The 25,131-nt window shown below is 44.9% G+C and carries 21 protein-coding genes; all 21 read left to right on the forward strand.

The features are described from left to right. The 21 genes from cpsB to gndA all read left to right on the forward strand — a co-directional run bounded on the left by cpsB (nt 1) and on the right by gndA (nt 24,953). The gene (gene cpsB, locus KP80_RS19240; RefSeq protein ID WP_052285247.1) at nt 1-1,437 is read left to right on the forward strand and encodes a mannose-1-phosphate guanyltransferase; all 1,437 of its coding nucleotides are present in this window, start codon (nt 1-3) and stop codon (nt 1,435-1,437) included. A gap of 104 nt (nt 1,438-1,541) precedes the next feature. Beyond that, complete coding sequence (gene cpsG / locus KP80_RS19245; protein WP_052285248.1) at nt 1,542-2,912, forward strand: colanic acid biosynthesis phosphomannomutase CpsG; 1,371 nt, start codon at nt 1,542-1,544, stop codon at nt 2,910-2,912. A gap of 137 nt (nt 2,913-3,049) precedes the next feature. Next, a complete protein-coding gene (gene wcaJ / locus KP80_RS19250; RefSeq protein WP_052285249.1) occupies nt 3,050-4,444 on the forward strand; it encodes an undecaprenyl-phosphate glucose phosphotransferase in 1,395 nt (464 codons plus the stop codon). Between the two features lie 9 nt (nt 4,445-4,453). Next, nucleotides 4,454-5,935, forward strand: a complete 1,482-nt coding sequence (locus tag KP80_RS19255) for an MOP flippase family protein (protein ID WP_052285250.1) — start codon at nt 4,454-4,456, stop codon at nt 5,933-5,935. Between the two features lie 30 nt (nt 5,936-5,965). After that, nucleotides 5,966-7,246: a colanic acid biosynthesis pyruvyl transferase WcaK gene (wcaK, locus tag KP80_RS19260; RefSeq protein WP_052285251.1), complete on the forward strand. Its 1,281-nt coding sequence runs from the start codon at nt 5,966-5,968 to the stop codon at nt 7,244-7,246. After that, nucleotides 7,243-8,466 carry a colanic acid biosynthesis glycosyltransferase WcaL gene (gene wcaL / locus KP80_RS19265; RefSeq protein WP_052285252.1) on the forward strand — a complete coding sequence of 408 codons (1,224 nt, stop codon included), beginning with the start codon at nt 7,243-7,245 and terminating at the stop codon, nt 8,464-8,466. The genes wcaK and wcaL overlap by 4 nt, the downstream gene beginning before the upstream one ends. Before the next feature lie 9 nt (nt 8,467-8,475). Beyond that, a complete protein-coding gene (gene wcaM / locus KP80_RS19270; RefSeq protein WP_052285253.1) occupies nt 8,476-9,873 on the forward strand; it encodes a colanic acid biosynthesis protein WcaM in 1,398 nt (465 codons plus the stop codon). Nucleotides 9,874-10,006: 133 nt separating this feature from the next. Beyond that, on the forward strand, nt 10,007-10,900 hold the full coding sequence (galF, locus tag KP80_RS19275; protein ID WP_052285254.1) for a UTP--glucose-1-phosphate uridylyltransferase GalF: 894 nt from the start codon (nt 10,007-10,009) through the stop codon (nt 10,898-10,900). Between the two features lie 351 nt (nt 10,901-11,251). Further along, on the forward strand, nt 11,252-12,340 hold the full coding sequence (gene rfbB / locus KP80_RS19280; RefSeq protein ID WP_052285255.1) for a dTDP-glucose 4,6-dehydratase: 1,089 nt from the start codon (nt 11,252-11,254) through the stop codon (nt 12,338-12,340). A gap of 13 nt (nt 12,341-12,353) precedes the next feature. Then, nucleotides 12,354-13,226 (forward strand): glucose-1-phosphate thymidylyltransferase RfbA, encoded by an 873-nt coding sequence (rfbA, locus tag KP80_RS19285; protein ID WP_052285256.1) that lies wholly within the window; start codon nt 12,354-12,356, stop codon nt 13,224-13,226. Nucleotides 13,227-13,244: 18 nt separating this feature from the next. Then, nucleotides 13,245-14,138 (forward strand): dTDP-4-dehydrorhamnose reductase, encoded by an 894-nt coding sequence (gene rfbD, locus KP80_RS19290; protein WP_052285257.1) that lies wholly within the window; start codon nt 13,245-13,247, stop codon nt 14,136-14,138. 81 nt (nt 14,139-14,219) lie between these two features. Beyond that, complete coding sequence (locus KP80_RS19295; RefSeq protein ID WP_052285258.1) at nt 14,220-15,146, forward strand: glycosyltransferase; 927 nt, start codon at nt 14,220-14,222, stop codon at nt 15,144-15,146. 3 nt (nt 15,147-15,149) lie between these two features. Beyond that, a complete protein-coding gene (locus KP80_RS19300; protein WP_052285259.1) occupies nt 15,150-15,917 on the forward strand; it encodes an ABC transporter permease in 768 nt (255 codons plus the stop codon). Beyond that, complete coding sequence (locus KP80_RS19305) at nt 15,917-16,657, forward strand: ABC transporter ATP-binding protein (RefSeq protein ID WP_052285260.1); 741 nt, start codon at nt 15,917-15,919, stop codon at nt 16,655-16,657. Before KP80_RS19300 ends, KP80_RS19305 begins: the two co-directional genes overlap by 1 nt. Further along, nucleotides 16,644-17,780, forward strand: coding sequence for a DegT/DnrJ/EryC1/StrS family aminotransferase (locus tag KP80_RS19310; RefSeq protein WP_419772964.1), 1,137 nt, complete (start codon nt 16,644-16,646; stop codon nt 17,778-17,780). Before KP80_RS19305 ends, KP80_RS19310 begins: the two co-directional genes overlap by 14 nt. Beyond that, a complete protein-coding gene (locus KP80_RS19315; protein WP_052285261.1) occupies nt 17,777-18,466 on the forward strand; it encodes a WbqC family protein in 690 nt (229 codons plus the stop codon). Before KP80_RS19310 ends, KP80_RS19315 begins: the two co-directional genes overlap by 4 nt. A gap of 1 nt (nt 18,467) precedes the next feature. Beyond that, nucleotides 18,468-19,430: a hypothetical protein gene (locus KP80_RS23150; RefSeq protein WP_156315695.1), complete on the forward strand. Its 963-nt coding sequence runs from the start codon at nt 18,468-18,470 to the stop codon at nt 19,428-19,430. Nucleotides 19,431-19,457: 27 nt separating this feature from the next. Continuing rightward, nucleotides 19,458-20,729, forward strand: coding sequence for an ATP-grasp domain-containing protein (locus KP80_RS19320; RefSeq protein WP_052285262.1), 1,272 nt, complete (start codon nt 19,458-19,460; stop codon nt 20,727-20,729). A gap of 6 nt (nt 20,730-20,735) precedes the next feature. Then, the gene (locus KP80_RS19325) at nt 20,736-22,859 is read left to right on the forward strand and encodes a rhamnan synthesis F family protein (protein ID WP_052285263.1); all 2,124 of its coding nucleotides are present in this window, start codon (nt 20,736-20,738) and stop codon (nt 22,857-22,859) included. 18 nt (nt 22,860-22,877) lie between these two features. Continuing rightward, complete coding sequence (gene rfbC / locus KP80_RS19330; protein WP_052285264.1) at nt 22,878-23,420, forward strand: dTDP-4-dehydrorhamnose 3,5-epimerase; 543 nt, start codon at nt 22,878-22,880, stop codon at nt 23,418-23,420. Nucleotides 23,421-23,546: 126 nt separating this feature from the next. Continuing rightward, nucleotides 23,547-24,953, forward strand: a complete 1,407-nt coding sequence (gene gndA, locus KP80_RS19335) for an NADP-dependent phosphogluconate dehydrogenase (RefSeq protein WP_052285265.1) — start codon at nt 23,547-23,549, stop codon at nt 24,951-24,953. Nucleotides 24,954-25,131: the final 178 nt, after the last annotated feature.

The raw sequence follows: 25,131 nt of genomic DNA on the forward strand, positions 1-25,131 counted from the left end.
ATGAGTCAATCTACGCTTTTCCCGGTCGTGATGGCCGGTGGCTCGGGCAGCCGCCTGTGGCCGTTGTCCCGAGTGCTTTATCCTAAGCAGTTCCTGTGCCTGAAGGGCGATATGACCATGCTGCAGGCCACGGTCAATCGTCTGGAAGGCGTGAAGTGCGCCAGCCCGGTGGTTATCTGCAATGAGCAGCACCGTTTTATTGTCGCCGAGCAGCTGCATCAGCTAAACAAGCTGACCGAAAATATCATTCTGGAACCGGCGGGGCGTAATACCGCACCGGCGATTGCGCTGGCGGCGCTGGCGGCAAAACGCCGTGAACCGGAAAACGACCCGCTGATGCTGGTCCTGGCGGCGGATCACGTGATTCAAAATGAAGATGCTTTCCGCGCTGCAGTGCGTGAAGCCACGCCGTATGCCCAAAGCGGTAAGCTGGTGACCTTCGGTATTGTGCCGTCGCTGCCGGAAACGGGCTATGGCTATATTCGACGCGGTGAAGTCAGCCCTGGGATTGAGGACGCGCTGGCCTTTGAAGTGGCACAGTTTGTCGAAAAACCGAATCTTGAAACAGCTCAGGCGTACGTGGCCTGTGGTGAATACTACTGGAACAGCGGCATGTTCCTGTTCCGCGCTGGCCGCTATCTGGAAGAACTGGGGAAATATCGCCCGGACATTCTGAGCGCCTGCGAGAGGGCAATGGATGTCACCGACCCGGATCTCGATTTTATCCGCGTTGATGAAGAAGCATTCCTGAGCTGCCCGGACGAATCCATCGACTACGCGGTGATGGAAAGTACTGCCGATGCGGTAGTGGTGCCAATGGATGCCGGCTGGAGTGATGTGGGTTCCTGGTCATCGCTATGGGAAATCAGCAATCACTCGGCGGAAGGCAACGTTCATCACGGTGACGTTATCAGCCACCAAACGGAAAACAGCTACATTTACGCCGAGTCAGGTCTGGTGACGACCGTCGGGGTAAAGGATTTGGTGGTGGTGCAAACCAAAGACGCGGTGCTTATCGCCGATCGCAACGCGGTGCAGGACGTGAAAAAGGTGGTCGAGAAAATTAAGGCCGACGGCCGTCACGAACACCATATCCACCGCGAGGTCTATCGCCCGTGGGGGAAATATGACTCCATCGACTCCGGAGACCGCTATCAGGTAAAACGCATCACCGTGAAGCCGGGCGAAGGGCTGTCGCTGCAGATGCATCATCACCGGGCAGAACATTGGATCGTCGTGGCCGGGACCGCCAAAGTCACCCTCAATGATGAGATCAAACTGCTGGGCGAAAACGAATCTATCTACATTCCGCTCGGCGTCACCCACTGCCTGGAAAACCCGGGAAAAATCCCGCTCGACCTGATTGAAGTGCGCTCTGGCGCTTATCTGGAAGAGGACGATGTCGTGCGTTTCCAGGACCGCTACGGGCGAGTTTAACACGCTGACAGTACCGGACGTTTAGCGTCCACCGGCAAATCATGAAACTCAAAAGTTTGGCCCTCGCGGTCAGGGCCAACTGTTGCCTGAAGAAAGGTAAGAACATGAAAAAATTAACCTGTTTTAAAGCCTACGACATTCGCGGCAAGCTGGGCGAAGAGCTCAACGAAGATATCGCGTGGCGCATTGGCCGCGCCTACGGCGAATACCTGAAGCCGAAAACCATCGTGCTGGGCGGCGATGTACGTCTGACCAGCGAAGCGCTGAAGATGGCGCTGGCGCGCGGGCTGCGCGATGCGGGTGTTGATGTGCTGGATATCGGCCTTTCCGGCACCGAAGAAATTTACTTTGCCACTTTCCATCTTGGCGTTGATGGAGGCATTGAAGTGACGGCCAGCCATAACCCGATGGACTACAACGGCATGAAGCTGGTGCGCGAGGGTGCGCGTCCGATCAGCGGCGATACCGGCCTGCGTGATGTGCAGCGTCTGGCCGAGGCCAATGATTTCCCGCCGGTGGATGAGGATCAGCGCGGCAGCTACCAGAAAATTAATCTGCAGGACGCCTATATCAAACACCTGCTGGGCTATATCGACGTGAAAAACCTGACGCCGCTGAAGCTGGTGGTCAACTCCGGCAACGGCGCGGCAGGCCCGGTGATTGATGCGCTGGAAGCGCGTTTTAAGGCGCTGAACGTGCCGGTCAATCTGATTAAAGTGCATAACACCCCAGACGGCACTTTCCCTCATGGTATCCCCAACCCGCTGCTACCTGAATGCCGCGATGACACTCGCGACGCGGTGATCAAATACGGTGCCGATATGGGCATCGCCTTCGACGGTGATTTTGACCGCTGCTTCCTTTTCGACGAAAAAGGACAGTTCATTGAGGGCTACTACATTGTCGGCCTGCTGGCGGAAGCGTTCCTCGAGAAGAATCCCGGTGCGCGAATCATTCACGACCCGCGCCTGTCCTGGAACACCGTCGATGTGGTGACGGCGGCGGGCGGCACACCGGTGATGTCAAAAACCGGTCACGCCTTTATCAAGGAACGGATGCGCCAGGACGACGCGGTATACGGCGGCGAGATGAGCGCGCATCACTACTTCCGTGATTTTGCCTACTGCGACAGCGGCATGATCCCATGGCTGCTGGTGAGCGAACTGCTGTGTCTGAAAGGCAAATCGCTGGGCGAACTGGTGCGCGACCGAATGGCCGCTTTCCCGGCCAGTGGCGAAATCAATAGCAAGCTGGCCGAGCCGGGCGCGGCGATTGCCCGCGTTGAAGCTCATTTCGCTGGCAGCGCACTGGAAATTGACCGCACCGATGGCATCAGCCTGGCTTTTGCTGACTGGCGCTTCAATCTGCGTTCATCCAACACCGAACCGGTGGTGCGCCTGAACGTGGAGTCTCGTGGTAATTCACCGCTGATGCAGGCGCGAACGCAGGACATTCTGGCGTTGCTGAATCAGTAATTGTTATTCCTTTCACCCGAACCCTCTCCCCACAGGGGAGCGGTGACCGTTCGAGCCTTGGCGGGAAACGGTTTTCGCCCTCGCCCCTTTGTGGAGAGGGCGGGGTGAGGGGGAATATTGACGAAATAGGACCAACGATGACGACTCTAATAAAGCGCGAACGAGCCAAAACGAATGCATCGTTAATCTCAATGGTGCAGCGTTTTTCGGACATCACCATCATGTTAGGTGGACTGTGGCTGGTATGTCAGGCCGTCGCGTTGCCATTTTTGTACCTGCATTTGCTGATGGCGCTGGTCACGCTGGTGGTGTTCCAGATGATTGGCGGGATCACCGATTTTTATCGTTCATGGCGCGGCGTCCGCATCACCACAGAACTGTTGCTGCTGTTGCAAAACTGGACGCTGAGCCTGGTGTTTGCCGCAGGTTTACTGGCGTTTAGCGATGATTTCAATACCAACTTCGGCATGTGGCTGGCGTGGTATCTGCTGAGCACCGTCGGCATGCTGGCAAGCCGCGCGTTCATTCGCTACGGCGCGGGCGTACTGCGTCACCGTGGCTACAACACTCGCTACGTGGCGGTGGCGGGCGATATGCCAGAAGGCCAGGAACTACTGGAGAGCTTCCGCAATCAGCCGTGGCTCGGCTATGAAGTGGTGGGCAGTTATTACGATGCTAAACCCGGTGGCGTTGATGCGGGCTGGGTGGGGAACCTCGATCAACTGCGTGACGATGCGCGCAGCGGCAAAATCCACAACGTCTATATCTCGATGACGATGCAGGAAGAGAGCGATATCAAAAATCTGGTACGCGATCTGGCCGACACCACCTGTTCGGTGCTGCTGATCCCCGATGTGTTCACTTTCAATATGCTTCACTCGCGGGTGGAAGTGGTCAACGGTATTCCGCTGGTGCCGCTGTATGACACACCGCTGTCCGGGGTTAACCGCATCATCAAACGCCTTGAGGATATTGTGTTGGCGCTGTGCATTCTGCTGCTGATTTCACCCGCGCTATGCTGCATTGCGCTGGCAGTGAAGCTGACCTCGCCGGGGCCGATTATTTTCCGCCAGACCCGTTACGGCATGGACGGTAAGCCTATCAAAGTGTGGAAATTCCGTTCGATGAAGGTGATGGAGAACGACACGGTGGTGACTCAGGCGACGCAAAATGACCCGCGCGTCACCCGAGTCGGTAACTTCCTGCGCCGTACTTCGCTCGATGAGCTGCCGCAGTTTATCAACGTGCTCACCGGTGGCATGTCTATTGTGGGCCCGCGTCCTCATGCGGTTGCGCACAACGAGCAGTACCGCCAGCTGATTGAGGGCTACATGCTACGTCACAAAGTGAAACCTGGGATCACCGGCTGGGCGCAGATCAACGGCTGGCGCGGTGAAACCGATACCCTGGAAAAAATGGAAAAGCGGGTGGAGTTCGACCTCGAATACATCCGTGAATGGAGCCTGTGGCTCGATATCCGCATTGTGTTCCTGACGGTATTCAAAGGCTTTGTCAACAAAGCAGCCTATTGAGGAAGTGACATGGGCCTGAGAGAAAAAACCATCAGCGGCGCGAAATGGTCGGCGATGGCAACGGTGGTGATTATTGGTCTGGGGCTGGCACAGATGACCGTGCTGGCGCGGCTGTTTGACGGCCACCAGTTTGGCCTGCTGACCGTATCATTAGTGATCATTGCGCTGGCGGATACGCTGTCAGATTTCGGCATTGCCAACTCGATTATCCAGCGTAAAGAGATAAGCCATCTGGAGCTGACCACGCTCTACTGGCTGAACGTGGGGCTAGGGCTGGTGGTCTGCGCGACAGTTTATCTGCTGAGCGAGACTATCGCTCGCGTGCTGCACAACCCGGATCTGGCGCCGTTGATTAAAACGCTGTCGCTGGCGTTCGTGGTGATCCCCCACGGCCAGCAGTTCCGTGCGTTAATGCAAAAAGAGCTGGAGTTTAACAAGATTGGCTCGATTGAAACCGCGGCGGTGCTGTCCGGTTTTACCTTCACGGTGATCAGCGCCTGTTATTGGCCGCTGGCGATGACCGCCATTCTCGGTTATCTGGTCAACAGCGCGGTACGTACGCTGCTGTTCGGCTATTTTGGCCGCAAGATCTACCGTCCGGGGCTGCATTTTTCGCTGACGACCGTGGTGCCGAACCTGCGCTTCGGCGCGTGGTTAACCGCCGACAGCATCATTAACTACGTCAACACCAACCTGTCGACGTTGACCCTGGCGCGCATACTCGGCGCCAGCGTGGCCGGTGGCTACAACCTCGCTTATAACGTGGCGGTGGTCCCGCCAATGAAACTGAACCCCATTATCACCCGTGTACTGTTCCCAGCCTTTGCCAAAATTCAGGACGATACCCAGAAGCTACGGGTGAACTTCTACAAGCTGCTGTCGGTAGTGGGGATTATCAACTTCCCGGCGCTGCTGGGGCTGATGGTGGTCAGCAACAACTTTGTCCCACTGGTTTTCGGTGAAAAGTGGCTGCATATCGTGCCTATCCTACAACTACTGTGTGTGGTCGGGCTGCTGCGTTCGGTCGGTAACCCGATTGGCTCACTGCTGATGGCGAAAGCGCGGGTCGATATCAGTTTTAAATTCAACGTGTTTAAAACCTTTCTGTTTATTCCTGCGGTGATTATCGGCGGACAACTCGGCGGCGCGATTGGCGTCACCTTAGGTTTCCTGCTGGTGCAGGTCATCAACACCATTCTGAGCTACTTCGTGATGATTAAACCGGTACTCGGCGCAAGCTATCGCGACTACTTGCGCAGCCTGTGGCTGCCGTTACGGTTGTCGTTGCCGACGCTGGTCACCAGCTACGCCGTCGGCCGGTTGCTGGAGGGTAGCGTGTCGCTGCCGTTACTGCTGGCGCTACAGGTGCTGGCGGGCGTGCTGAGCTTCGCCCTGGTGCTAGTGCTGTCCCGAGACAGTCTGGTGATTGAACTTAAAAAAACGCTCTGTCGGAGCGACAAATTGAAGACGTTATTACGTGTTCCTAATTGATTTGCTTGAAACCCCTTTGATGAGGCCATGATGAAATTATTAATTTTGGGAAACCACACCTGCGGTAACCGTGGCGATAGCGCCATTATGCGTGGACTGCTCGATGCGATACTCCGCCAGCAGCCGGACGTTGAGATGGATGTGATGAGCCGTTTCCCGACAAGTTCCTCCTGGTTGCAGGGGCGTGAAATTATCGCCGATCCGCTGTATCAGCTCAGCCAGAAACAGCAGGCCGCGCCGGGCATGAGCGGGCGCGTGAAGAAGGTGCTGCGCCGCCGTTTTCAGCACAAAATTTTGCTGGCAAAGGTGACCGGCGAAGGCAAGCTGCGCAACTTTGACATTGCGCCGGAATTTCATGAGTTTGTTCGTTTTCTCGGCAACTATGATGCGATAATTCAGGTCGGCGGATCGAACTACGTCGATCTCTACGGTCTGACCCATTTCGAATACCCGCTGTGCGCCTTTATGGCCAACAAGCCTATCTACATGATTGGCCACAGCGTGGGACCGTTCCAGAACCCGGACTTCAACCAACTGGCAAACTATGCCTTTGGCCGCACCAATGCGCTGATCCTGCGTGAAACCGTCAGCCGCGAGCTGATGGCAAAGGCGCAGATTGATACCCGTAAGGTTGAACAGGGCGTCGATACCGCGTGGCTGGTGGAGCACCGTCACGACAGTTTTGAACCTAGCTATGCCGTACAGCATTGGCTGAATCTGACGGCGCAGCGCAAAACCGTGGCGATCACCCTGCGTGAACTGGAGCCCTTTGATAAGCGCCTGGGCACCACCCAGCAGGCTTATGAAAAAGCCTTTGCCGAAGTGGTGAATCGCATGATTGCGGACGGCTACCAGGTGCTGGCGTTGTCAACCTGTACCAGTATCGACCGCTACAACCGGGACGACCGGATGGTGGCGCTGCGCATGTCGCAGTATGTCGAAAACCGCGAGCATTTCCATATCGCGATGGATGAACTTAACGATGTGGAAATTGGCAAAATCTTAGCCTCGTGTGCACTGACCATCGGTACCCGTCTGCATTCCGCCATTATTTCAATGAACTTTGGCACGCCGGCTATCGCCATTAACTATGAGCACAAATCCGCCGGCATCATGCAGCAGCTGGGTATGCCGGAGATGGCGATTGATATTCGTCATTTGCTGGATGGCTCCATGCAGGGCGTGGTGGCCGACATGCTTAATCAACTGCCGGCGATCGGTGAGCGCGTGGCGACGGCGGTAGAAGGCGAACGTCAGAAAGGCTTTACCATGATTGAATCGGTGTTAAACCGCATCCGGGAGGGCCGATGAAAGTCAGTTTTTTCCTGCTGAAATTCCCATTAGCGTCCGAAACGTTCGTCTTAAACCAGATCGTGGCGTTTATTGAAATGGGCCATGAGGTCGAGATTATCGCCCTGCAGAAGGGCGATTTGACCAATACCCACGCGGCTTACACCAAATACCGGCTGGCGGAAAAAGTCCGCTGGCTGCAGGATGAGCCGCCAACGGCACTGGCAAAGCTGCGCTATCGCGGATTCAGCACCCTGTGCGGGCTGCATCGTCCCGCCGTCTGGCGAGCGCTCAATACGCAGCGCTACGGTCAGGAGGCGCGTAATCTCATTCTGTCATCGATATGCAGCCGCACGCCGTCACCGATTGTGGCGGATGTGTTTATTGCTCACTTTGGCCCGGCGGGCGTCACGGCAGCGAAATTGCGTGAGCTGGACGTCATTCACGGCAAAATCGTTACCGTTTTTCACGGAATCGATATCTCCAGCCGTGAAGTACTCAATCATTACACCGGTGAATATCAACAGTTGTTCCGCCGTGGCGACATGATGCTGCCGATAAGCCAGCTGTGGGCCGACCGTTTACAGGCGATGGGCTGCCCGACGGATAAAATTACCGTCTCGCGAATGGGCGTCAATATGGATCGCTTTGCGCTGCGGCCGATGAAAGCGCCAAACGACTGCATGCAGATTATCTCGGTGGCGCGTCTGACTGAGAAAAAAGGGCTGCACGTGGCGATTGAAGCTTGTCGACAGCTCAAAGAGCAGGGCGTTAATTTTCGCTATCGCATATTGGGTATTGGGCCGTGGGAGCGGCGATTACGGACGCTGATTGAGCAGTATCAACTGGAGGACCGGGTAGAGATGCCCGGCTTCAAGCCGAGCCATGAAGTGAAGGCGATGCTGGATGAAGCGGATGTATTCCTGTTGCCATCGATTACCGGTGCGGATGGCGATATGGAGGGCATCCCAGTTGCGCTGATGGAAGCCATGGCGGTGGGGATCCCGGTGCTGTCCACCGTACACAGCGGTATCCCCGAGCTTATTGATGCCGATAACTCCGGCTGGCTGGTGGCGGAAAATGACGCCAGGGCACTGGCCGAAAAACTGCGGGTTTTAGGACGAATGGATGAACAGAGCCTGAAGCCGGTTCTGAAGCGCGCGCGCGAAAAAGTAGAAACCGATTTTAATCAGCAGGTCATTAACCGCCAGCTGGCTGGCCTGCTGCACACGCTTTGCTAAGGAGGCTTGATGCATACCTTAACCCGACGCTACTTCCTGACCGCGGGGGCGACGCTTGCCGCCGCGCTACCGGTTTTACCCGTTGCCAGCGCTCGAGCGGCAGGGAAGAGTCAAACCGCCGATATTCGTGATTATGAGCATAATGGTGACTGGATCCGCGCGTTTAACGAGGGCTTTCGCCAGGCAGACAGCATTATCGTTCCGGCAGAGGTCATCTGCGATAACATTAACACGGCCATCACCATTCCGGCCGGGAAAGCCCTGCATATCGCCGGTAGCCTGAAAGGGAACGGTCGTGGGCGCTTTATCCTGCAACCAGGCTGTCAGATTATCGGCAGCGGTAGCGCGAGCCTGTATAACATCGCTATCGATGTTCGCGGCGGAAACTGTACGATTGCCGGGCTGACGATGAGCGGCTATGGCCCCGTGGCGCAGATCTTTATCGGCGGTAAAGACAAGAGCACGTGGCGCAACCTGACCATCACCCGGCTGACTATCACCAAAGCCAACTACGGCATTCTGCGCCAGGGGTTCCATAACCAGTTCGTCGACGTCAACATCACCCACTGCCACTTTAGCTATCTACAGGGTGACGCGATTGAATGGAACGTGGCAATAAACGACCGCAACATCCTGATCTCCGACCACGTTATCGACCACATTGACTGCACCAACGGTAAAGTAAACTGGGGTATTGGCATCGGCCTTGCAGGCAGTACCTACGATAACGGGTATCCTGAAGAGCAGGCGGTCAAAAATTTTGTCGTGGCTAACATCACCGGTAGTAGCTGCCGCCAGTTGGTTCATGTTGAGAATGGGAAGCATTTTATAATCCGCAATGTAAAGGCCAGCAATATTACGCCGGACTTTAGTAAGAAAGCGGGAATAGATAACGCCACCGTTGCGATATACGGATGTGATAATTTCGTTATTGATGGTGTGGATATGGTTAATAGCGCGGGAATGCTAATTGGCTATGGTGTTATCAAAGGTAACTACTTGTCTATTCCGCAAAACTTCCGCCTTAATAATATTCAGCTGAATAATAGTCAGCTGGCTTATAACGTGCGGGGTATTCAAATATCCTCCGGCAACAATCCCTCGTTCGTCTCCATCACTAACCTTACCATGAAGCGTGCAACGCTTGAGATTCATAACAAGCCGCAGCATTTTTTCCTACGCAATATCAACGTGATGCAGGAATCCTCTCGCGGGGCAGCGCTGCAGATCAACTTCGACTTACGCAAAGATGTGCGCGGCAAGTTCATGGCGCGTAACGACACGCTGCTGTCGATGGCAAACGTCACTGCAGTGAATGAGAAAGGGCAATCGTCGGTAGATATTGACCATGTTGACCAGCGGGTGGTGAATGTGGAACGGTTGAATTTCACGCTACCGCGACCCTGAGCGCGATAAACCACTCTATTCTCGGACTACACTCAGGGATCTCACCTACTTGAATCAGTACTATGACAAAACAGAGTGGATTAAACATGTTTAATCGCTATAATTCAGCAACCGAATATAGGTGGACAAGATAATGGTTAATTTGAAAGCAGTCATTCCGGTAGCAGGCTTGGGTATGAATATGTTACCCGCCACGAAAGCAATTCCTAAAGAGATGCTGCCGATCGTCGACAAGCCAATGATTCAATACATCGTTGATGAAGTCGTTGCTGCAGGGATCAAAGAAATCGTTCTGGTCACACATGCATCGAAGAACTCGGTGGAAAACCACTTCGACACCTCGTATGAACTTGAAGCACTGCTTGAGCTGCGCGTAAAACGCCAACTCTTGGCGGAAGTTCAGGCTATCTGTCCTCCTGGCGTGACAATCATGAACGTTCGTCAGGCTCAGCCTTTAGGCCTGGGTCACTCCATTCTCTGCGCGCATCCGATTGTCGGCGATAACCCGTTTGTGGTTGTCCTGCCGGATATCGTGCTGGACAACGCCAGCGCCGACCCGCTGCGCTATAACCTGGCAGCGATGGTGGCTCGTTTCAACGAGACGGGCCGTAGCCAGGTGCTGGCAAAACGTATGCCAGGTGATCTTTCAGAATATTCTGTGATCAAGACGAAAGACCCGCTGGACGTAGAAGGTAAAGTTAGCCGTATCGTTGATTTTATCGAGAAACCGGATCAGCCGCAGGAGCTTGACTCTGATCTGATGGCCGTGGGTCGCTATGTTCTTTCCGCAGATATCTGGGCTGAACTCGCGAAAACCGTGCCTGGCGCGTGGGGACGTATTCAACTGACCGATGCGATTGCTGAGCTGGCTAAGAAGCAGTCTGTTGACGCTATGCTAATGACCGGTGAAAGCTACGACTGCGGTAAGAAGATGGGCTATATGCAGGCGTTCGTGCAGTATGGACTCCGCAACCTGAAGGAAGGGGCGAAGTTCAGGAAAGGGATTGAGAAGCTGCTGACGGAGTAAAAGATAACTACGCTTGTTTGGAACAACTTATAGCAGAATAGAGGGGCCATGCCAAACGCGCAGTAGCCTTTCTTTCTGCTTTTGTTTTTATATAGAAATTGATGGATTATCTGATACTTAGTAGAAACCTTTTCATACACGGATGATTTTTTATTATTAGGAATTATCCGAAAAATGGGCTCTTTTGTATAAGAATTTGATTAGCAGAAAATTGCTGCCATTGATTAATTCTTAACAGTGCACTGGTAGCTGTAGAGCCTGGGGCGGTAGCGTGTCTGAGTGTCTTACCAAACTGGTCATCCAGAGACTTTACATTAACATATTAACCAAAAGTAACCGCGGATAAATCACGTGAAAATATTGGTCACAGGTGGTGCTGGTTTTATTGGCTCTGCTGTAGTTCGTCATATCATTAGCAATACTCAGGACTCCGTCATTAATGTCGATAAATTGACGTATGCTGGGAACCTTGAATCTTTGATTGAAATTGAAAATAGCGAGCGCTATTCATTTGTGCATGCTGATATCTGTGATGGTGAGGCCATCGGCCGTATTTTTGTAGAACATAAACCAGATGCGGTAATGCATCTGGCCGCAGAGAGTCATGTTGATCGCTCTATCACCGGACCAGCGGCATTCATTGAGACGAATATCATTGGTACTTATGTTCTGTTAGAAGAGACCCGTAAATACTGGCAATCTCTAAGCGAACCGCTCAAAACTGCTTTCCGATTCCATCATATCTCAACTGATGAAGTGTACGGCGATTTACCTCATCCGGATGAGGTTGCGGAAGGAACAATCTTACCTATGTTTACTGAGCAGACATCTTATGCTCCAAGTAGCCCATACTCATCTTCTAAAGCATCGAGCGATCATCTTGTTCGAGCATGGCGCCGCACTTATGGCTTACCGACTATTGTAACTAATTGTTCAAATAATTATGGACCTTATCATTTCCCAGAAAAATTAATTCCATTAATTATACTAAATGCTTTAGCAGGTAAACCGCTTCCGGTATATGGCAACGGTGAGCAGATTCGTGACTGGCTTTATGTAGAGGATCATGCTCGTGCACTATATAAGGTTGTGACTGAAGGGGTTAGTGGCGAAACTTATAATATTGGTGGTCATAATGAACGAAAGAATATCGATGTTGTTAAAACCATTTGTGCCATTCTTGATGAAATTATCACAGAGAAACCAGATGGAATCTGTAAGTTTTCAGATTTGATAACATATGTTATCGATCGGCCAGGACACGATCTACGTTATGCAATTGATGCCAGTAAAATAAAAGATGATTTAGGTTGGACTCCACTAGAAACATTTGAATCAGGCATTCGTAAAACAGTAATTTGGTATTTACAAAATAAAAAATGGTGGATGCGTGTAATGGATGGCTCTTATGCAGGCGAACGTTTAGGGTTGACAGATTAATAAGGAATTGATGATGAAAGGTATTGTACTTGCAGGGGGGTCAGGAACCCGCCTTTATCCTATTACTCAAGGTGTATCTAAACAACTATTACCTGTTTATGATAAACCAATGATTTTTTATCCTATATCTGTGCTAATGTTGGCGGGAATTCGGGATGTTTTAATAATTACTACACCAGAAGATATGCCATCATTTAAGCGTTTATTAGGAGATGGCTCTCAGTTTGGTATCAATTTATCATATGAAATTCAGCCTTCCCCTGATGGTTTAGCACAAGCATTTATTATTGGTGAGAAATTCATAAATAACGAACCTTGCGCGCTTGTATTAGGTGACAATATTTATTTCGGTCAAAGTTTTGGCAAGAAGCTTGAATCAGCTGCACAGCAAACCTGTGGTGCAACTGTTTTTGGTTATCAGGTATTAGATCCGGAACGATTTGGTGTTGTTGAGTTTGATGAAGATTACAAAGCAATTTCTATTGAGGAAAAACCGGTTAAGCCAAAGTCAAGTTGGGCTGTAACAGGATTATATTTCTACGATAGCAACGTAGTTGAAATGGCTAAAAAAGTAAAACCTTCTGCAAGAGGGGAGCTTGAGATTACAACGTTGAACCAAATGTATTTAGAGCAAGGAGAACTCCAGGTTGAATTGCTTGGCCGTGGTTTTGCGTGGTTAGATACCGGCACGCATGATAGCTTGGTTGAAGCATCCCAATTCATCCATACAATAGAAAAACGTCAAGGTATGAAGGTGGCATGTCTCGAGGAAATCGCTTTCCGAAAAGGTTGGTTAACTAGTGATCAGGTAATTGAACAGGCAAATAAAATGTCGAAGAATGATTATGGTCGATATTTACGAATGTTAGTTAATGATAATATTTAAAATTTATTTGGATAAATAATGAGAATATTACTAATAGGGAAAAATGGCCAAGTTGGATGGGAGCTTCAACGCTCCTTAGCAACGTTAGGTGAAATCATTGCTGTAGATCACTCAAATAAGAGTTTGTGCGGTGATCTGAATGATTTAGATGGCATTATACGGACTATTCACCAAATTAAGCCTGATGTCATTGTTAATGCTGCAGCATATACTGCTGTAGATAGGGCCGAAATTGAGTATGAGATTGCGGAACAACTTAATGCTAGGGCTGTTTCAGTATTAGCTAAAGAGTCTAAGAAAATAAAATCTCTGCTGGTTCATTACTCGACCGATTATGTTTTTGATGGGGAGGGAGAGCATTATCGAACTGAGAGTGAATTAGCTTGCCCATTGAATGTCTATGGAAAAACAAAATTGGCAGGGGAACAAGCGATAGTGCTAGAAAATCCTCGGCATCTTATTTTTCGGACTAGTTGGGTTCATGCTTCTCGTGGTTCCAATTTCATCAAGACTATGATGAAACTTGGGCAGGAGAAAGAAGAGTTATCGATCATTAATGATCAGCATGGAGCTCCGACCAGCGCAGAGTTATTGGCTGATTGTACAGCTATTGCCATTCGTGAATTTTTTAAAAATCCGAGTCTAGCTGGTACTTATCACTTAGTTGCTAGCGGTGAAACAACATGGTACAACTTTGCTGTGAGTTTATTTGATATAGCTCGCAAAAATGGTATGCTATTAAAGTTGAATAAATTAAATGGTATTCCAACTAGTCTATACCCAACACCAGCCATGCGCCCTAAAAACTCCAGACTTTCAAATGAAAAATTTCAGAATTCGTTTAATGTTATTTTGCCAAATTGGTTAAAAGGTGTTGAGCGAACAGTAATCGAATTGATTGATAAAAAATAGTTCGCGATCAAAAACTAATATAATTAATTAAATAATTAGTGATGTCATGAAAAGTTGTTATGGAAATTACAAAGGCCCAATGTGAATACTATACCGCACGTTGCTATATTATTGGCTGCTTATAATGGTGATAAGTATATTAAAGAACAACTCCAATCACTAGTGGATCAATCATATAGCCGAATATCAATCTTCATATCTGATGATAGCAAGAATGAGGATACGTACAAAATCGTTCAAAAATTTATTTTAGATAATAATTTACAGAATGTTTTTTATAGAAAAGGGCCTCAGGAAAGTTTCGTTGAAAATTTCTTATCAATGGTGAATGACCAGAATATTATTGCTGACTATTATGCTTTTTGTGATCAGGATGATATATGGCATACCAACAAGATTAAAACTGCTGTTTCAAGGTTGTGCGAGTTAGATAGTAATACACCAAACATATACTGTGGTAGAACTCGATTGGTTAATGAGGTCGGTACAACCATAGGTTTTTCCCCCCTGTTTAAGAGGTCACCAAGTTTTAGAAATGCTTTAGTACAGAATATTGCCGGGGGGAATACAATGGTATTTAACCATTCTCTTAAAAACATATTATCATCATTACCTCAGGCTAATTGCATTAGTCACGATTGGCTCGCATATCTGATAGCGACAGCTTGCAACGGTACTGTAATTTATTCTCCAAATGCAGATATAGATTACAGACAACATGGTTCTAACATTATCGGTTCTAACAAAGGGATATTTGCTAGGGTTAAAAGACTATCATTACTTTTTAAAGGTGATTATAGAAAGTGGAATAGCCTTCACGATGATATTTTGAGCTCTGATAAATCTATACTTGAAGGTGCGAATAAAGACACCTATGATTTTTTTACTAAAGCAAGAAATGCAAGTCTATTTTATCGGGTTTTTTATTTTTTTAGAAGCAAAGTTTATAGACAATCATTATTAGGCAATATAGCGTTGTTGCTAGGTGTTATATTGAAAAAGGTTTAATTAATGAAGTACTCACTTGGATATCTATTCGATTTGACTCTTACTATTACTAGTAAGGAAATTAAGGTTAGATATAAAAATAATATATTTGGTTATTTGTGGTCATTGGCAAACCCATTATGCTTCGCATTTATATATTATATTGCTTTCAAAATGGTGATGCGGGTTCCTATTAATAATTACACGTTATTTTTGATAAGCGGTATTTTTCCATGGCAATGGTTTGCAAACTCTGTAAATATGGGAATGACAGGTTATATATCTAATGCACAGGTGATAAAAAAGACTTGTTTTCCTAGATACATCATTCCATTGGGCACAGTACTAATGGAATGTTTTCACTTCATTTTTGCAATTCCTGTAATAATAGTTTTTTTAATAATATATGGAATGACGCCGTCTTTTATCTGGATTCCCGGGATAATACTAATAGGGCTTGCCCAAGGGATTTTAACTTTCGGCGTTACATTACTGTTCGCATCTGTAAATATATTCTTTAGAGATACTGAAAGGTTTGTTAGTTTATTTATCATGATGTTATTTTATGCGACACCAATATTATATTCTCTAACAATGGTGCCAGAAAAGTATTTATGGCTTTTTGATTCTAACCCTTTAACACCGATGATTGTATGTTGGAGAGGATTATTTATGGAAAATGTGATTTACTGGAATTATCTCAATCTATTGTTCTTGTTTGGATTTATATCAGTTGCGTTCGGTGGCGCTGTATATAATAAACTAAATGCCAAATTCGCAGAGGTACTATAATGGAATGCGTTATAAGATTTGATCATGTCACGAAATCTTATCCATTATATCATCATTTTGCCATGGGGCTTAAAAATCTCATTCTTAAACCAGCATCTATAAAAGCATTTTTCAATAACACAAGCTATGTGGCTATTGAAGATATATCATTTGAAATTTTTAAAGGTGAATCTGTCGCTCTAATTGGTCGAAATGGAGCCGGGAAAAGTACGTCATTATCGCTTGTTGCAGGTGTTTTAGCGCCAACAAAAGGAAAAGTTACTGTAAACGGGAGGGTTGCATCGATGCTTGAATTGGGCGGCGGTTTTCATCCCGAATTGACAGGAAGAGAAAATATAAAATTAAATGCTTCCTTACTTGGATTGCGCAAAAAACAAATAAACGAAAAGATAGATCAAATAATTGAATTTTCTGAATTGGAAGGATTTATCGATGAGCCAATAAGGATATATTCAAGCGGGATGCTTGCAAAGCTAGGTTTTTCAGTAATATCCCAAATAGAACCAGATATACTAATTATTGATGAAGTGCTATCCGTTGGTGATATAGCATTTCAACGAAAATGTATAAAAGTAATTGAAGATTTCAAGAAACAAGGCGTCACAATTCTTCTTGTTAGTCATGATATTGAGACTGTGCGGAAGATATGTGACAAGGTGATTTGGATAGAAAATCACAAGTTAAAAGAAATCGGTGATACAAATATTGTTACTACTGAATATGTAAATGGCTTCCAGTGAGAAAGTGATGAATAATAAACCAATCTATGTTACACAACCAAACCTTCCTGAACTCAGTGAATTTATCCCTTATCTGGAAAAAATATGGAACAATAAAGTTCTGACGAATGGCGGTCCTTTTCATGTAGAGCTTGAAAATGAACTGGCAAAATATTTAGGTGTGAAGTATGTTTCTCTTTTCTCAAATGCAACTATTGCTTTAGTTACTGCTCTACAGGCATTGGAGATTACTGGAGAAGTTATTACTACACCATACTCATTTGTTGCTACCGCGCACTCAATTATCTGGAATAATCTGGAACCTGTTTTTGTCGATATTGAGTCTGATGGTTATAATATTGATGTCACCAAAATTGAACAAGCTATAACAGATAAAACAAGTGCTATCATGCCGGTGCATTGCTATGGATACCCATGCCAGTATGACAAAATTAAAGATATTGCGGACAGGCATAATCTTAAAGTGATATATGATGCAGCCCATGCATTTGGTGTGCAAGATAATAATGGAAGTGTATTGAATCATGGAGATCTATCTATATTAAGCTTCCACGCTACGAAGGTATTCAATACGTTTGAAGGTGGTGCTATTATTTGTAATACTCCAGAAATGAAGAAAAAAATAGATCAGCTGAAAAATTTTGGTTTTGTCGATGAAGTCACTGTTGTTGCTGCTGGCATTAATGGGAAGATGAGCGAAGTTAACGCTGCCTTTGGTTTGTTGCAATTAAGTCACTTAGAAAAGGCTGTAAAACTTCGACGTAAGATATCTGAAATCTATGATGCCGAGTTGTCAGGAATTCAGGGCGTAAAACTTCTCAGTGTGGCCGATGGGGTAAATAGAAACTATTCTTATTATCCATTGCTTATTACTGAAGATTTTCCTTGTTCACGGGATAGTCTCTATAATCGCATGAAAGAAGAGAACATTTTTGCTCGTCGCTATTTTTATCCTTTGATTTCTGATTTTCCCATGTATAAAAATAAAGCTTCCTCTCAAAAAGAAAATCTACCTCGTGCAGGACTAAGATCACAACAGGTTATTTGTCTACCATTATACCCAACGATGACTATAGCTGATGTAACTCGTGTAATAGATATTATTAAAGGGGAAGTTAAGTGAAGCTTGCAATTATGCAACCATATCTTTTCCCTTATATAGGTTACTATCAACTAGCCGCAAGTGTTGATAGGTTTGTATTCTATGATGACGTGGGGTATATGAAAGGAGGATGGATAAATCGGAATAGGCTTATATTCTCTGGGCAGGTGAAGTATTTCACTTTACCATTAATGAATGGTTCACCTAATAATAATATAAACGATGTTATGATATCTGAAATGCATCATAAGCAAACTAAAAAGATATTGGATTCTATTAAATTCTCATACGCTAAAAAACCTTTCTTCTCGGATGTTTTCCCATTAGTTGAAAATATACTTACCTCTGAAAATAAGAGCATTGCTGAGCTAGCAAAACTTAGTATTATTCATGTTCTACAGTTTTGTGGAATAAACATAGATTATATAATGACATCTAGCATATATAATAACAGTCATTTATCAAGTGTAGCTCGAGTGATAGATATTTGCAAAAGGGAAAATACTCAAACATATGTAAATCTTCCCGGAGGGAAAGATTTATATAACATAGAAGAATTTAGTGATGAGAATTTAACCCTCGAGTTTATAAGCCCAAATTTACTAAATTATACCGGGCAAAAAGATTTCAATCCCGGGCTTTCAATCATCGATGTACTTATGAATATTGGTCCTCTTGAGACTAAAAAAATATTGCTTGGTGTGTAAAATGAAAGATGTATCATATGGTGGTTTTTTACCAATAGAACTTTCTCCGAGATTAAATAGTATTGACTTTTTTATTAAACGTGGCATAGCACTTAATTCTGCTCGCTCTGCTTTAAAATTATTGGTCTTATCTGATAAAAGCATCAGTAGGATTTATATTCCAGCTTTTGCGTGTCAATCCATAATTGAAACTATTAAATCTTGTGGTATCGACTTCATAACTTATCATTTAGATGATGATTTTCAACCAATAAATTTGGAGTTACGTCAAAATGATAAACTGTTATATATAAATTATTTCGGAATAAACGATAGATGCATCTCAGTATTAGCGGAAAAGTACCCTGCAAAATCTCTGATCATCGATAATTCACAAGCTTTATTTTCTGAACCAATTGAATCAATTTACGCGACATTATATTCACCTAGGAAGTTTATTGGCATTGCTGATGGTGGATATTTGTCGACTGAGGTCGAACTTTTAGCTCTCAGTTACAACAGTGATGACTACGATATATCTCATTTATTAGAGAGACGTTGGGGGGATCGAGAGAAAGCATACAAAATGTTTGCTGTTCACGAAGATGATTTCTCTTGTCAATCCATTTCTAACATATCAAATGCTAGTCATGACGTCTTGATGGCTTGTGATCTTAATTATATTAAGGAACGAAGGATAAATAACTTCAGGAGACTTGCTTCTACGCTTAATAGCTGCTTAGATTCTGATTTAACTTGTTCGGTTCCTCTTACATTCCCTTTTATTTGTGATAAAGCAGATAATATTAAAAGACATCTTGTCAACAAAAAAATATTCACACCTACTTATTGGTCGGAATGCCTGAATTTTTCACTAAATTCATTTGAGTCTTTTTTAATTAATTCACTGATACATCTACCAATTGATCAAAGATATAACGAAAATGACATGTCATATATTTCAGATGTCGTTAGTTCTTTATAGGGCATGGTCATTAAGAAGGTTATGCAAATGGCAAGTAAAATAAATGTGCTAGTGTTCCCATGTGGTTCAGAAAATGCATCTGAAATATACGATGCATTAAGATACTCTCTTCATGTAAATTTATTTGGAGCGTCAAGTGTAGAGGATTATGGTCGTTTAAATTTTGATAACTACATTTCTGATGTTCCATTTATCGACGACGATAAGTTTGAAGGTGTCTTTAAAAAAATAGTTGATGATTATAATATTGATGTTGTTTTTGCCACGCATGATTCTGTGGCGGTTAAATTGTCAAAGATAAGAGATAAAAATTATTATTTGGTCAATGGTAATGAAAGAACCTGTGAAATATTGAGAAGTAAAAATGAAACTTACCGTCTTTTTTCTCATTTTTCGTGGTGTCCTGATGTATATGACCTTAATAGCCCTGAGGCTATAGTTTTCCCGTTAATAGCTAAACCTGACCAAGGGCAGGGGGGAAATGGAGTCACGCTTATAAGAAATCAAAACGATCTTCTGCAAATATCTCAGGACCCTGGAATTGTATTGGTTGAATATTTGCCTGGGGAAGAAGCGACTATAGATTGCTTCACGGATAGACAAGGTACATTAATTTACTCTAAACCACGAACAAGAGCACGTATTAGAGCTGGCATCGCAATGCAATCAGAGGTTTTTGATGATGAAATATTGGACTTAATTGCGAATAAAATTAATGAAAAAATAACATTTAGAGGTCCATGGTTTTTTCAGATGAAAAAAAATAACGATGGCTTCTGGAAATTGTTAGAAATATCATGCCGTGTAGCTGGAACTATGGTTGCTCAGCGTGCACATGGAATCAATCTTCCTCTGCTTGCAATACAAGATTATAAAGGCAGGAATATTTCATGCATCGAGAATCCATTTCTAAATAAAGTAGAAAGACGGATTGTAACGAAAGGAATATTAGAATATGAGTTTGATAATATATATGTCGATTTAGATGACACTTTAATTCTTTCTCAAGGTGTATGTGCTGATGTTATTTCATTAATTTATCAGGCAAAAAATGATGCGAAAAATATCATATTAATAACAAGGCATGAACAAGATGTAACTGATACTCTTAGGAAGTACCACATCGCGCAAAACCTTTTCGACGAAATCATACACTTAAAATCTAACGAGTCAAAAGCTGATTACATTAAAGATAAATCTATTTTCATTGATAACTTTTTCAACGAGCGTCAAGACGTATTCAATCGCTTGAGTATTCCATGTTTTGATACTGATTCTGTGTCTTTTTTATTACGGTGATGATTCATGAGGAAGATTTGTCTGTTTGCGGGTTATAATAGTAAAGAAGTTGTCCAACAATACGTGTTTGATTATCTTGCTGAATTAAATAAATATGCGGATGTTTACTACCTTTCTGATGGTGAGCTCTCAATTGGAGATATTGCTAAGTTAAAAGAAGTTTGTAAAAATGTGTGGGGGTTTAAACATGGGAAATATGATTTTGGATCCTATTCCGAATTGGCAAAAAATTTAGTTGGATGGGACGAAATAAGCAAATATGATGAGTTAATATTTGCAAACGACTCTTGTTTCCCTATCCAATCTTTCGAGCCAGTATTTAATGAAATGGATAGCCGGATTACTGTTGACAGTTGGGCCCTTCTTTCAACGGATGAATATAATAATGATCATCTGTATACATTAAAGGAATATGCAAAAATCCCGACCAAAAAGATACCTTACTTTTGCATGGGTAGCTATTTTATTTGTTTCAGAAAAAATGTTATCAATGATCTCGAATTTAGAGAGTTTATTAATAGTGTTAAAAAAGAAGAGAATAGAATTGATGTTTGCTTAAAATATGAAATGGGGTTGACTCAGTTCCTAATTAAAAAACATTTTGAAATAGACTGTTTCGTTGATGTTGTTTATAGAGGTGCAAGCATCTATGCTGAACCTGCATTGCGATTAGTTAAATATAAATTCCCATTAGTTAAGTGTCGAATTTTTACTGATAATCCAATGGGGGTTAAAAATGTGACTCAATGGATTGAGTTAATTAATCTTTATACTAACGGAAAGCTTGATTTATATATCGATGGCAAAGATAAATTACTAGGAATCGACAGAGGTAAAAGACGTAACATACGTAATAACATCTTACCCCCCATTTTTTCAAATGGCCTTAAGTACTTTATTAAACAATTTACTCCTCCAGTAATATATCCTTTGTATTGGGTGTTGAAGGACGCATTCCGCAATAAAAATATGATGTCTGCGCTATGGACAGAGATATATTTACGTTTGAGCAAGAAAAATAATTTAACATCTGATATAACGACAGCAAAACATCTTGTTGTGTATTTTAACGTCGCTAGGGACACTATCGGTGGTGGAATGCTATCGATCAACCGTTTTGTATATTTTAGTCGTGAACTTGAGCAGGGTTTTAATTTCAAAGTTATTATGTCTGGATTACCATTGATAAATAAGCCGGTTGAATACTCCTTATTTAGGCAAGCATCCCCTATGATCCATTTTTTCGATATCATAAATAACACCTCGCCGGATAAACTGACATTAAATATACCAGAGTATTATCTACCTGACTTTATCTATAAACTCGATTCTGCAAAGTATGCGTGGCTTAAAGGCATTCCTTTTTTACATATAAATATTTTGGACCAGAATCACGATTATGCGCCATCTCAGGCTGATATCGAATTTTGCAGAGAACTAACTGATAATGTAACGTTTACGACAGCGCATGAACGATACACAACCCAAGAAGTCTCGGAACATTACAATTGTCCTGTTAAGCTTCTTACTCCTTTTCTGCCTACTTTTTATAAGACAGAGTTTAAAAATAAGAAGAAGCAGATAGTTCTATCACAGGATGTTGGACCCAATTTATCTGGACTCACTAAAAATGATCTAATTTTAAAGTTTGAAACAGAGTTACCTGATTATTCCATTACAATAGTTGATAATATCGGTTTGGATGAATATAAAAGATTGATTTCAGATTCTCTTTTTACCATTACCTTTGGTGAAGGGTATGATGGGTATTTCATTGAACCTTTCCTATCAAACTCAGTATCTTTTGCCGTTTATAATGATGTTTTCTTCCCTAGCGAATTTGAAAACTGCTCGACAGTTTATAGCTCATGGCAGGATTTATTTGATAACATAGTCGCTGATGTAAAAAAATATGAAGCTAGTGAGTCGCTGTATAGAAATGTTATCAATGAAACCACTCCGCTGATATATAAATTTACAAATGATGAAAAGTCATTGGGTAATCTCATTGATTACTATTCTGGGGTGTATGATTTTTACCCATCTATCCATCAGCGATTTAAAAAATACAACCCTCAACCAACTCAGGTTGATGTGGATATTGATTTTACTAAAACTGATGTGCCATAATAGAATTTAGGAATAGATATGAAAGTTACGTCCTTTGATATTGCTGGGCCCTTACTAATAGAAGTCGATGTTTTTAAGGATGATAGGGGTTTTTTTCTGGAAAGTTTTAATAAGAAAAAATTCTTTGAAATTACTAAAATGAACTATGATTTTGTGCAAGATAATCATTCTGCATCTTCCAAAAATGTCCTAAGAGGGCTCCATTATCAAGTTTCACCAAATGAACAAGGTAAACTTGTTAGATGTCTTGTTGGTGAAGTTTATGATGTGGCTGTCGATATTAGACGAGGTTCACCGACTTTTGGAAAGTATATCGGGGTGGTATTGTCTGATAAAAACATGAATCAATTTTGGATTCCTCCTGGGTTTGCTCATGGATTCTTAGTTCTTAGTGACAAGGCGGAATTTGCATATAAAACTACAAATTATTATTCTAAGGTGGATGAACGAAGTATTAGATGGGATGATCCCTCTATTAATATTAAGTGGCCAATAACCGAAGAACCCATCTTATCAGTAAAAGATAAAACATCACCTTTTTTAGATGATCTACCTTATTAAAAGTAGGTGTTTGTTTATCAGTGCACTTAAAGTTATCCCATTAAGTGCATTGTGCTGATATTATTAGCGCAAGTTTTTGATTGGCAGATTCGTTCTACCAAACCTCACACCTGACAGGAGTATGTAATGTCCAAGCAACAGATCGGCGTTGTCGGTATGGCAGTGATGGGGCGCAACCTGGCGCTCAACATCGAAAGCCGTGGTTATACCGTCTCCATCTTCAACCGCTCCCGTGAAAAGACCGAAGAAGTTGTTGCCGAGAACCCGGGTAAGAAACTGGTTCCGCACTACACGGTGAAGGAGTTCGTCGAGTCTCTTGAAACCCCACGTCGTATCCTGTTAATGGTGAAAGCGGGCGCTGGCACCGATGCTGCCATCGATTCCCTGAAGCCGTACCTCGATAAAGGCGACATCATCATTGATGGTGGTAATACCTTCTTCCAGGACACCATTCGTCGTAACCGTGAACTGTCTGCTGAAGGCTTCAACTTCATCGGTACCGGCGTATCCGGCGGTGAAGAGGGCGCACTGAAAGGCCCATCCATCATGCCTGGCGGTCAGAAAGAAGCGTACGAGCTGGTTGCTCCAATCCTGACTAAGATTGCTGCGGTGGCTGAAGATGGCGAACCATGCGTGACTTATATCGGTGCGGACGGTGCGGGTCACTACGTGAAAATGGTTCATAACGGTATCGAATACGGCGACATGCAGCTGATTGCTGAAGCCTATTCTCTGCTGAAAGGCGGCCTGAACCTGTCTAACGACGAACTGGCTACTACCTTCACCGAGTGGAACGAAGGCGAGCTGAGCAGCTACCTGATCGACATCACCAAAGATATCTTCACCAAGAAAGACGAAGAAGGTAAATACCTGGTTGATGTAATTCTGGATGAAGCCGCTAACAAAGGCACCGGTAAATGGACCAGCCAGAGCTCCCTGGATCTGGGCGAGCCGCTGTCTCTGATTACCGAATCCGTATTTGCTCGTTACATCTCCTCCCTGAAAGAGCAGCGTGTTGCAGCATCTAAAGTGCTGACTGGCCCGCAGGCTAAACTGGCTGGCGATAAAGCGGAATTTATCGAGAAAGTCCGTCGTGCGCTGTACCTGGGTAAAATCGTCTCCTACGCACAGGGCTTCTCTCAGCTGCGTGCCGCTTCTGACGAATACAACTGGGATCTGAACTACGGCGAAATCGCGAAGATCTTCCGCGCGGGCTGCATCATTCGTGCGCAGTTCCTGCAGAAAATCACCGACGCCTACGCTGAAAATGCGGGCATCGCGAACCTGCTGTTGGCACCGTACTTCAAAAACATCGCGGACGACTACCAGCAGGCGCTGCGTGACGTTGTTGCTTACGCGGTACAGAACGGTATTCCGGTACCTACGTTCTCTGCGGCAGTGGCTTACTACGACAGCTACCGCGCCGCGGTACTGCCAGCTAACCTGATTCAGGCTCAGCGTGACTACTTCGGTGCGCATACCTATAAACGTACCGATAAAGAGGGTGTGTTCCACACCGAATGGCTGGATTAATCTGATTTAAGCCAACCGTAAATGCAGGCCCGGAGCGCTCCTCCGGGCTTTTTTATGCCCAGAAAACAGCATTCAGTCAGGTCTGATAGCCGCCGTTGCAGTAAATCGCGATATACTGACCCCACGCTTACCCGATACCACAACGTTGGGTTCCACGGTGGTGACGTGTTCACCTTCA

This window comes from Kluyvera genomosp. 1, from assembly GCF_001266615.1.
In the GTDB taxonomy this organism is placed as follows: Bacteria; Pseudomonadota; Gammaproteobacteria; order Enterobacterales; family Enterobacteriaceae; genus Kluyvera; species Kluyvera cryocrescens_A.

Bases quoted from the DNA above. Each gene is read 5' to 3' on its own strand.
- KP80_RS19310 (WP_419772964.1), top strand. From the start codon at position 16,644: ATGGCTTCCAGTGAGAAAGTGATGAATAATAAACCAATCTATGTTACA.
- wcaM (WP_052285253.1), top strand. From the start codon at position 8,476: ATGCATACCTTAACCCGACGCTACTTCCTGACCGCGGGGGCGACGCTT.
- rfbC (WP_052285264.1), top strand. From the start codon at position 22,878: ATGAAAGTTACGTCCTTTGATATTGCTGGGCCCTTACTAATAGAAGTC.
- wcaK (WP_052285251.1), top strand. From the start codon at position 5,966: ATGAAATTATTAATTTTGGGAAACCACACCTGCGGTAACCGTGGCGAT.
- KP80_RS19305 (WP_052285260.1), top strand. From the start codon at position 15,917: ATGGAATGCGTTATAAGATTTGATCATGTCACGAAATCTTATCCATTA.
- galF (WP_052285254.1), top strand. From the start codon at position 10,007: ATGGTTAATTTGAAAGCAGTCATTCCGGTAGCAGGCTTGGGTATGAAT.
- cpsG (WP_052285248.1), top strand. From the start codon at position 1,542: ATGAAAAAATTAACCTGTTTTAAAGCCTACGACATTCGCGGCAAGCTG.
- KP80_RS19300 (WP_052285259.1), top strand. From the start codon at position 15,150: ATGAAGTACTCACTTGGATATCTATTCGATTTGACTCTTACTATTACT.
- wcaL (WP_052285252.1), top strand. From the start codon at position 7,243: ATGAAAGTCAGTTTTTTCCTGCTGAAATTCCCATTAGCGTCCGAAACG.
- wcaJ (WP_052285249.1), top strand. From the start codon at position 3,050: ATGACGACTCTAATAAAGCGCGAACGAGCCAAAACGAATGCATCGTTA.
- cpsB (WP_052285247.1), top strand. From the start codon at position 1: ATGAGTCAATCTACGCTTTTCCCGGTCGTGATGGCCGGTGGCTCGGGC.
- gndA (WP_052285265.1), top strand. From the start codon at position 23,547: ATGTCCAAGCAACAGATCGGCGTTGTCGGTATGGCAGTGATGGGGCGC.
- KP80_RS19255 (WP_052285250.1), top strand. From the start codon at position 4,454: ATGGGCCTGAGAGAAAAAACCATCAGCGGCGCGAAATGGTCGGCGATG.
- KP80_RS23150 (WP_156315695.1), top strand. From the start codon at position 18,468: ATGAAAGATGTATCATATGGTGGTTTTTTACCAATAGAACTTTCTCCG.
- rfbD (WP_052285257.1), top strand. From the start codon at position 13,245: ATGAGAATATTACTAATAGGGAAAAATGGCCAAGTTGGATGGGAGCTT.
- KP80_RS19320 (WP_052285262.1), top strand. From the start codon at position 19,458: ATGGCAAGTAAAATAAATGTGCTAGTGTTCCCATGTGGTTCAGAAAAT.
- KP80_RS19325 (WP_052285263.1), top strand. From the start codon at position 20,736: ATGAGGAAGATTTGTCTGTTTGCGGGTTATAATAGTAAAGAAGTTGTC.
- rfbA (WP_052285256.1), top strand. From the start codon at position 12,354: ATGAAAGGTATTGTACTTGCAGGGGGGTCAGGAACCCGCCTTTATCCT.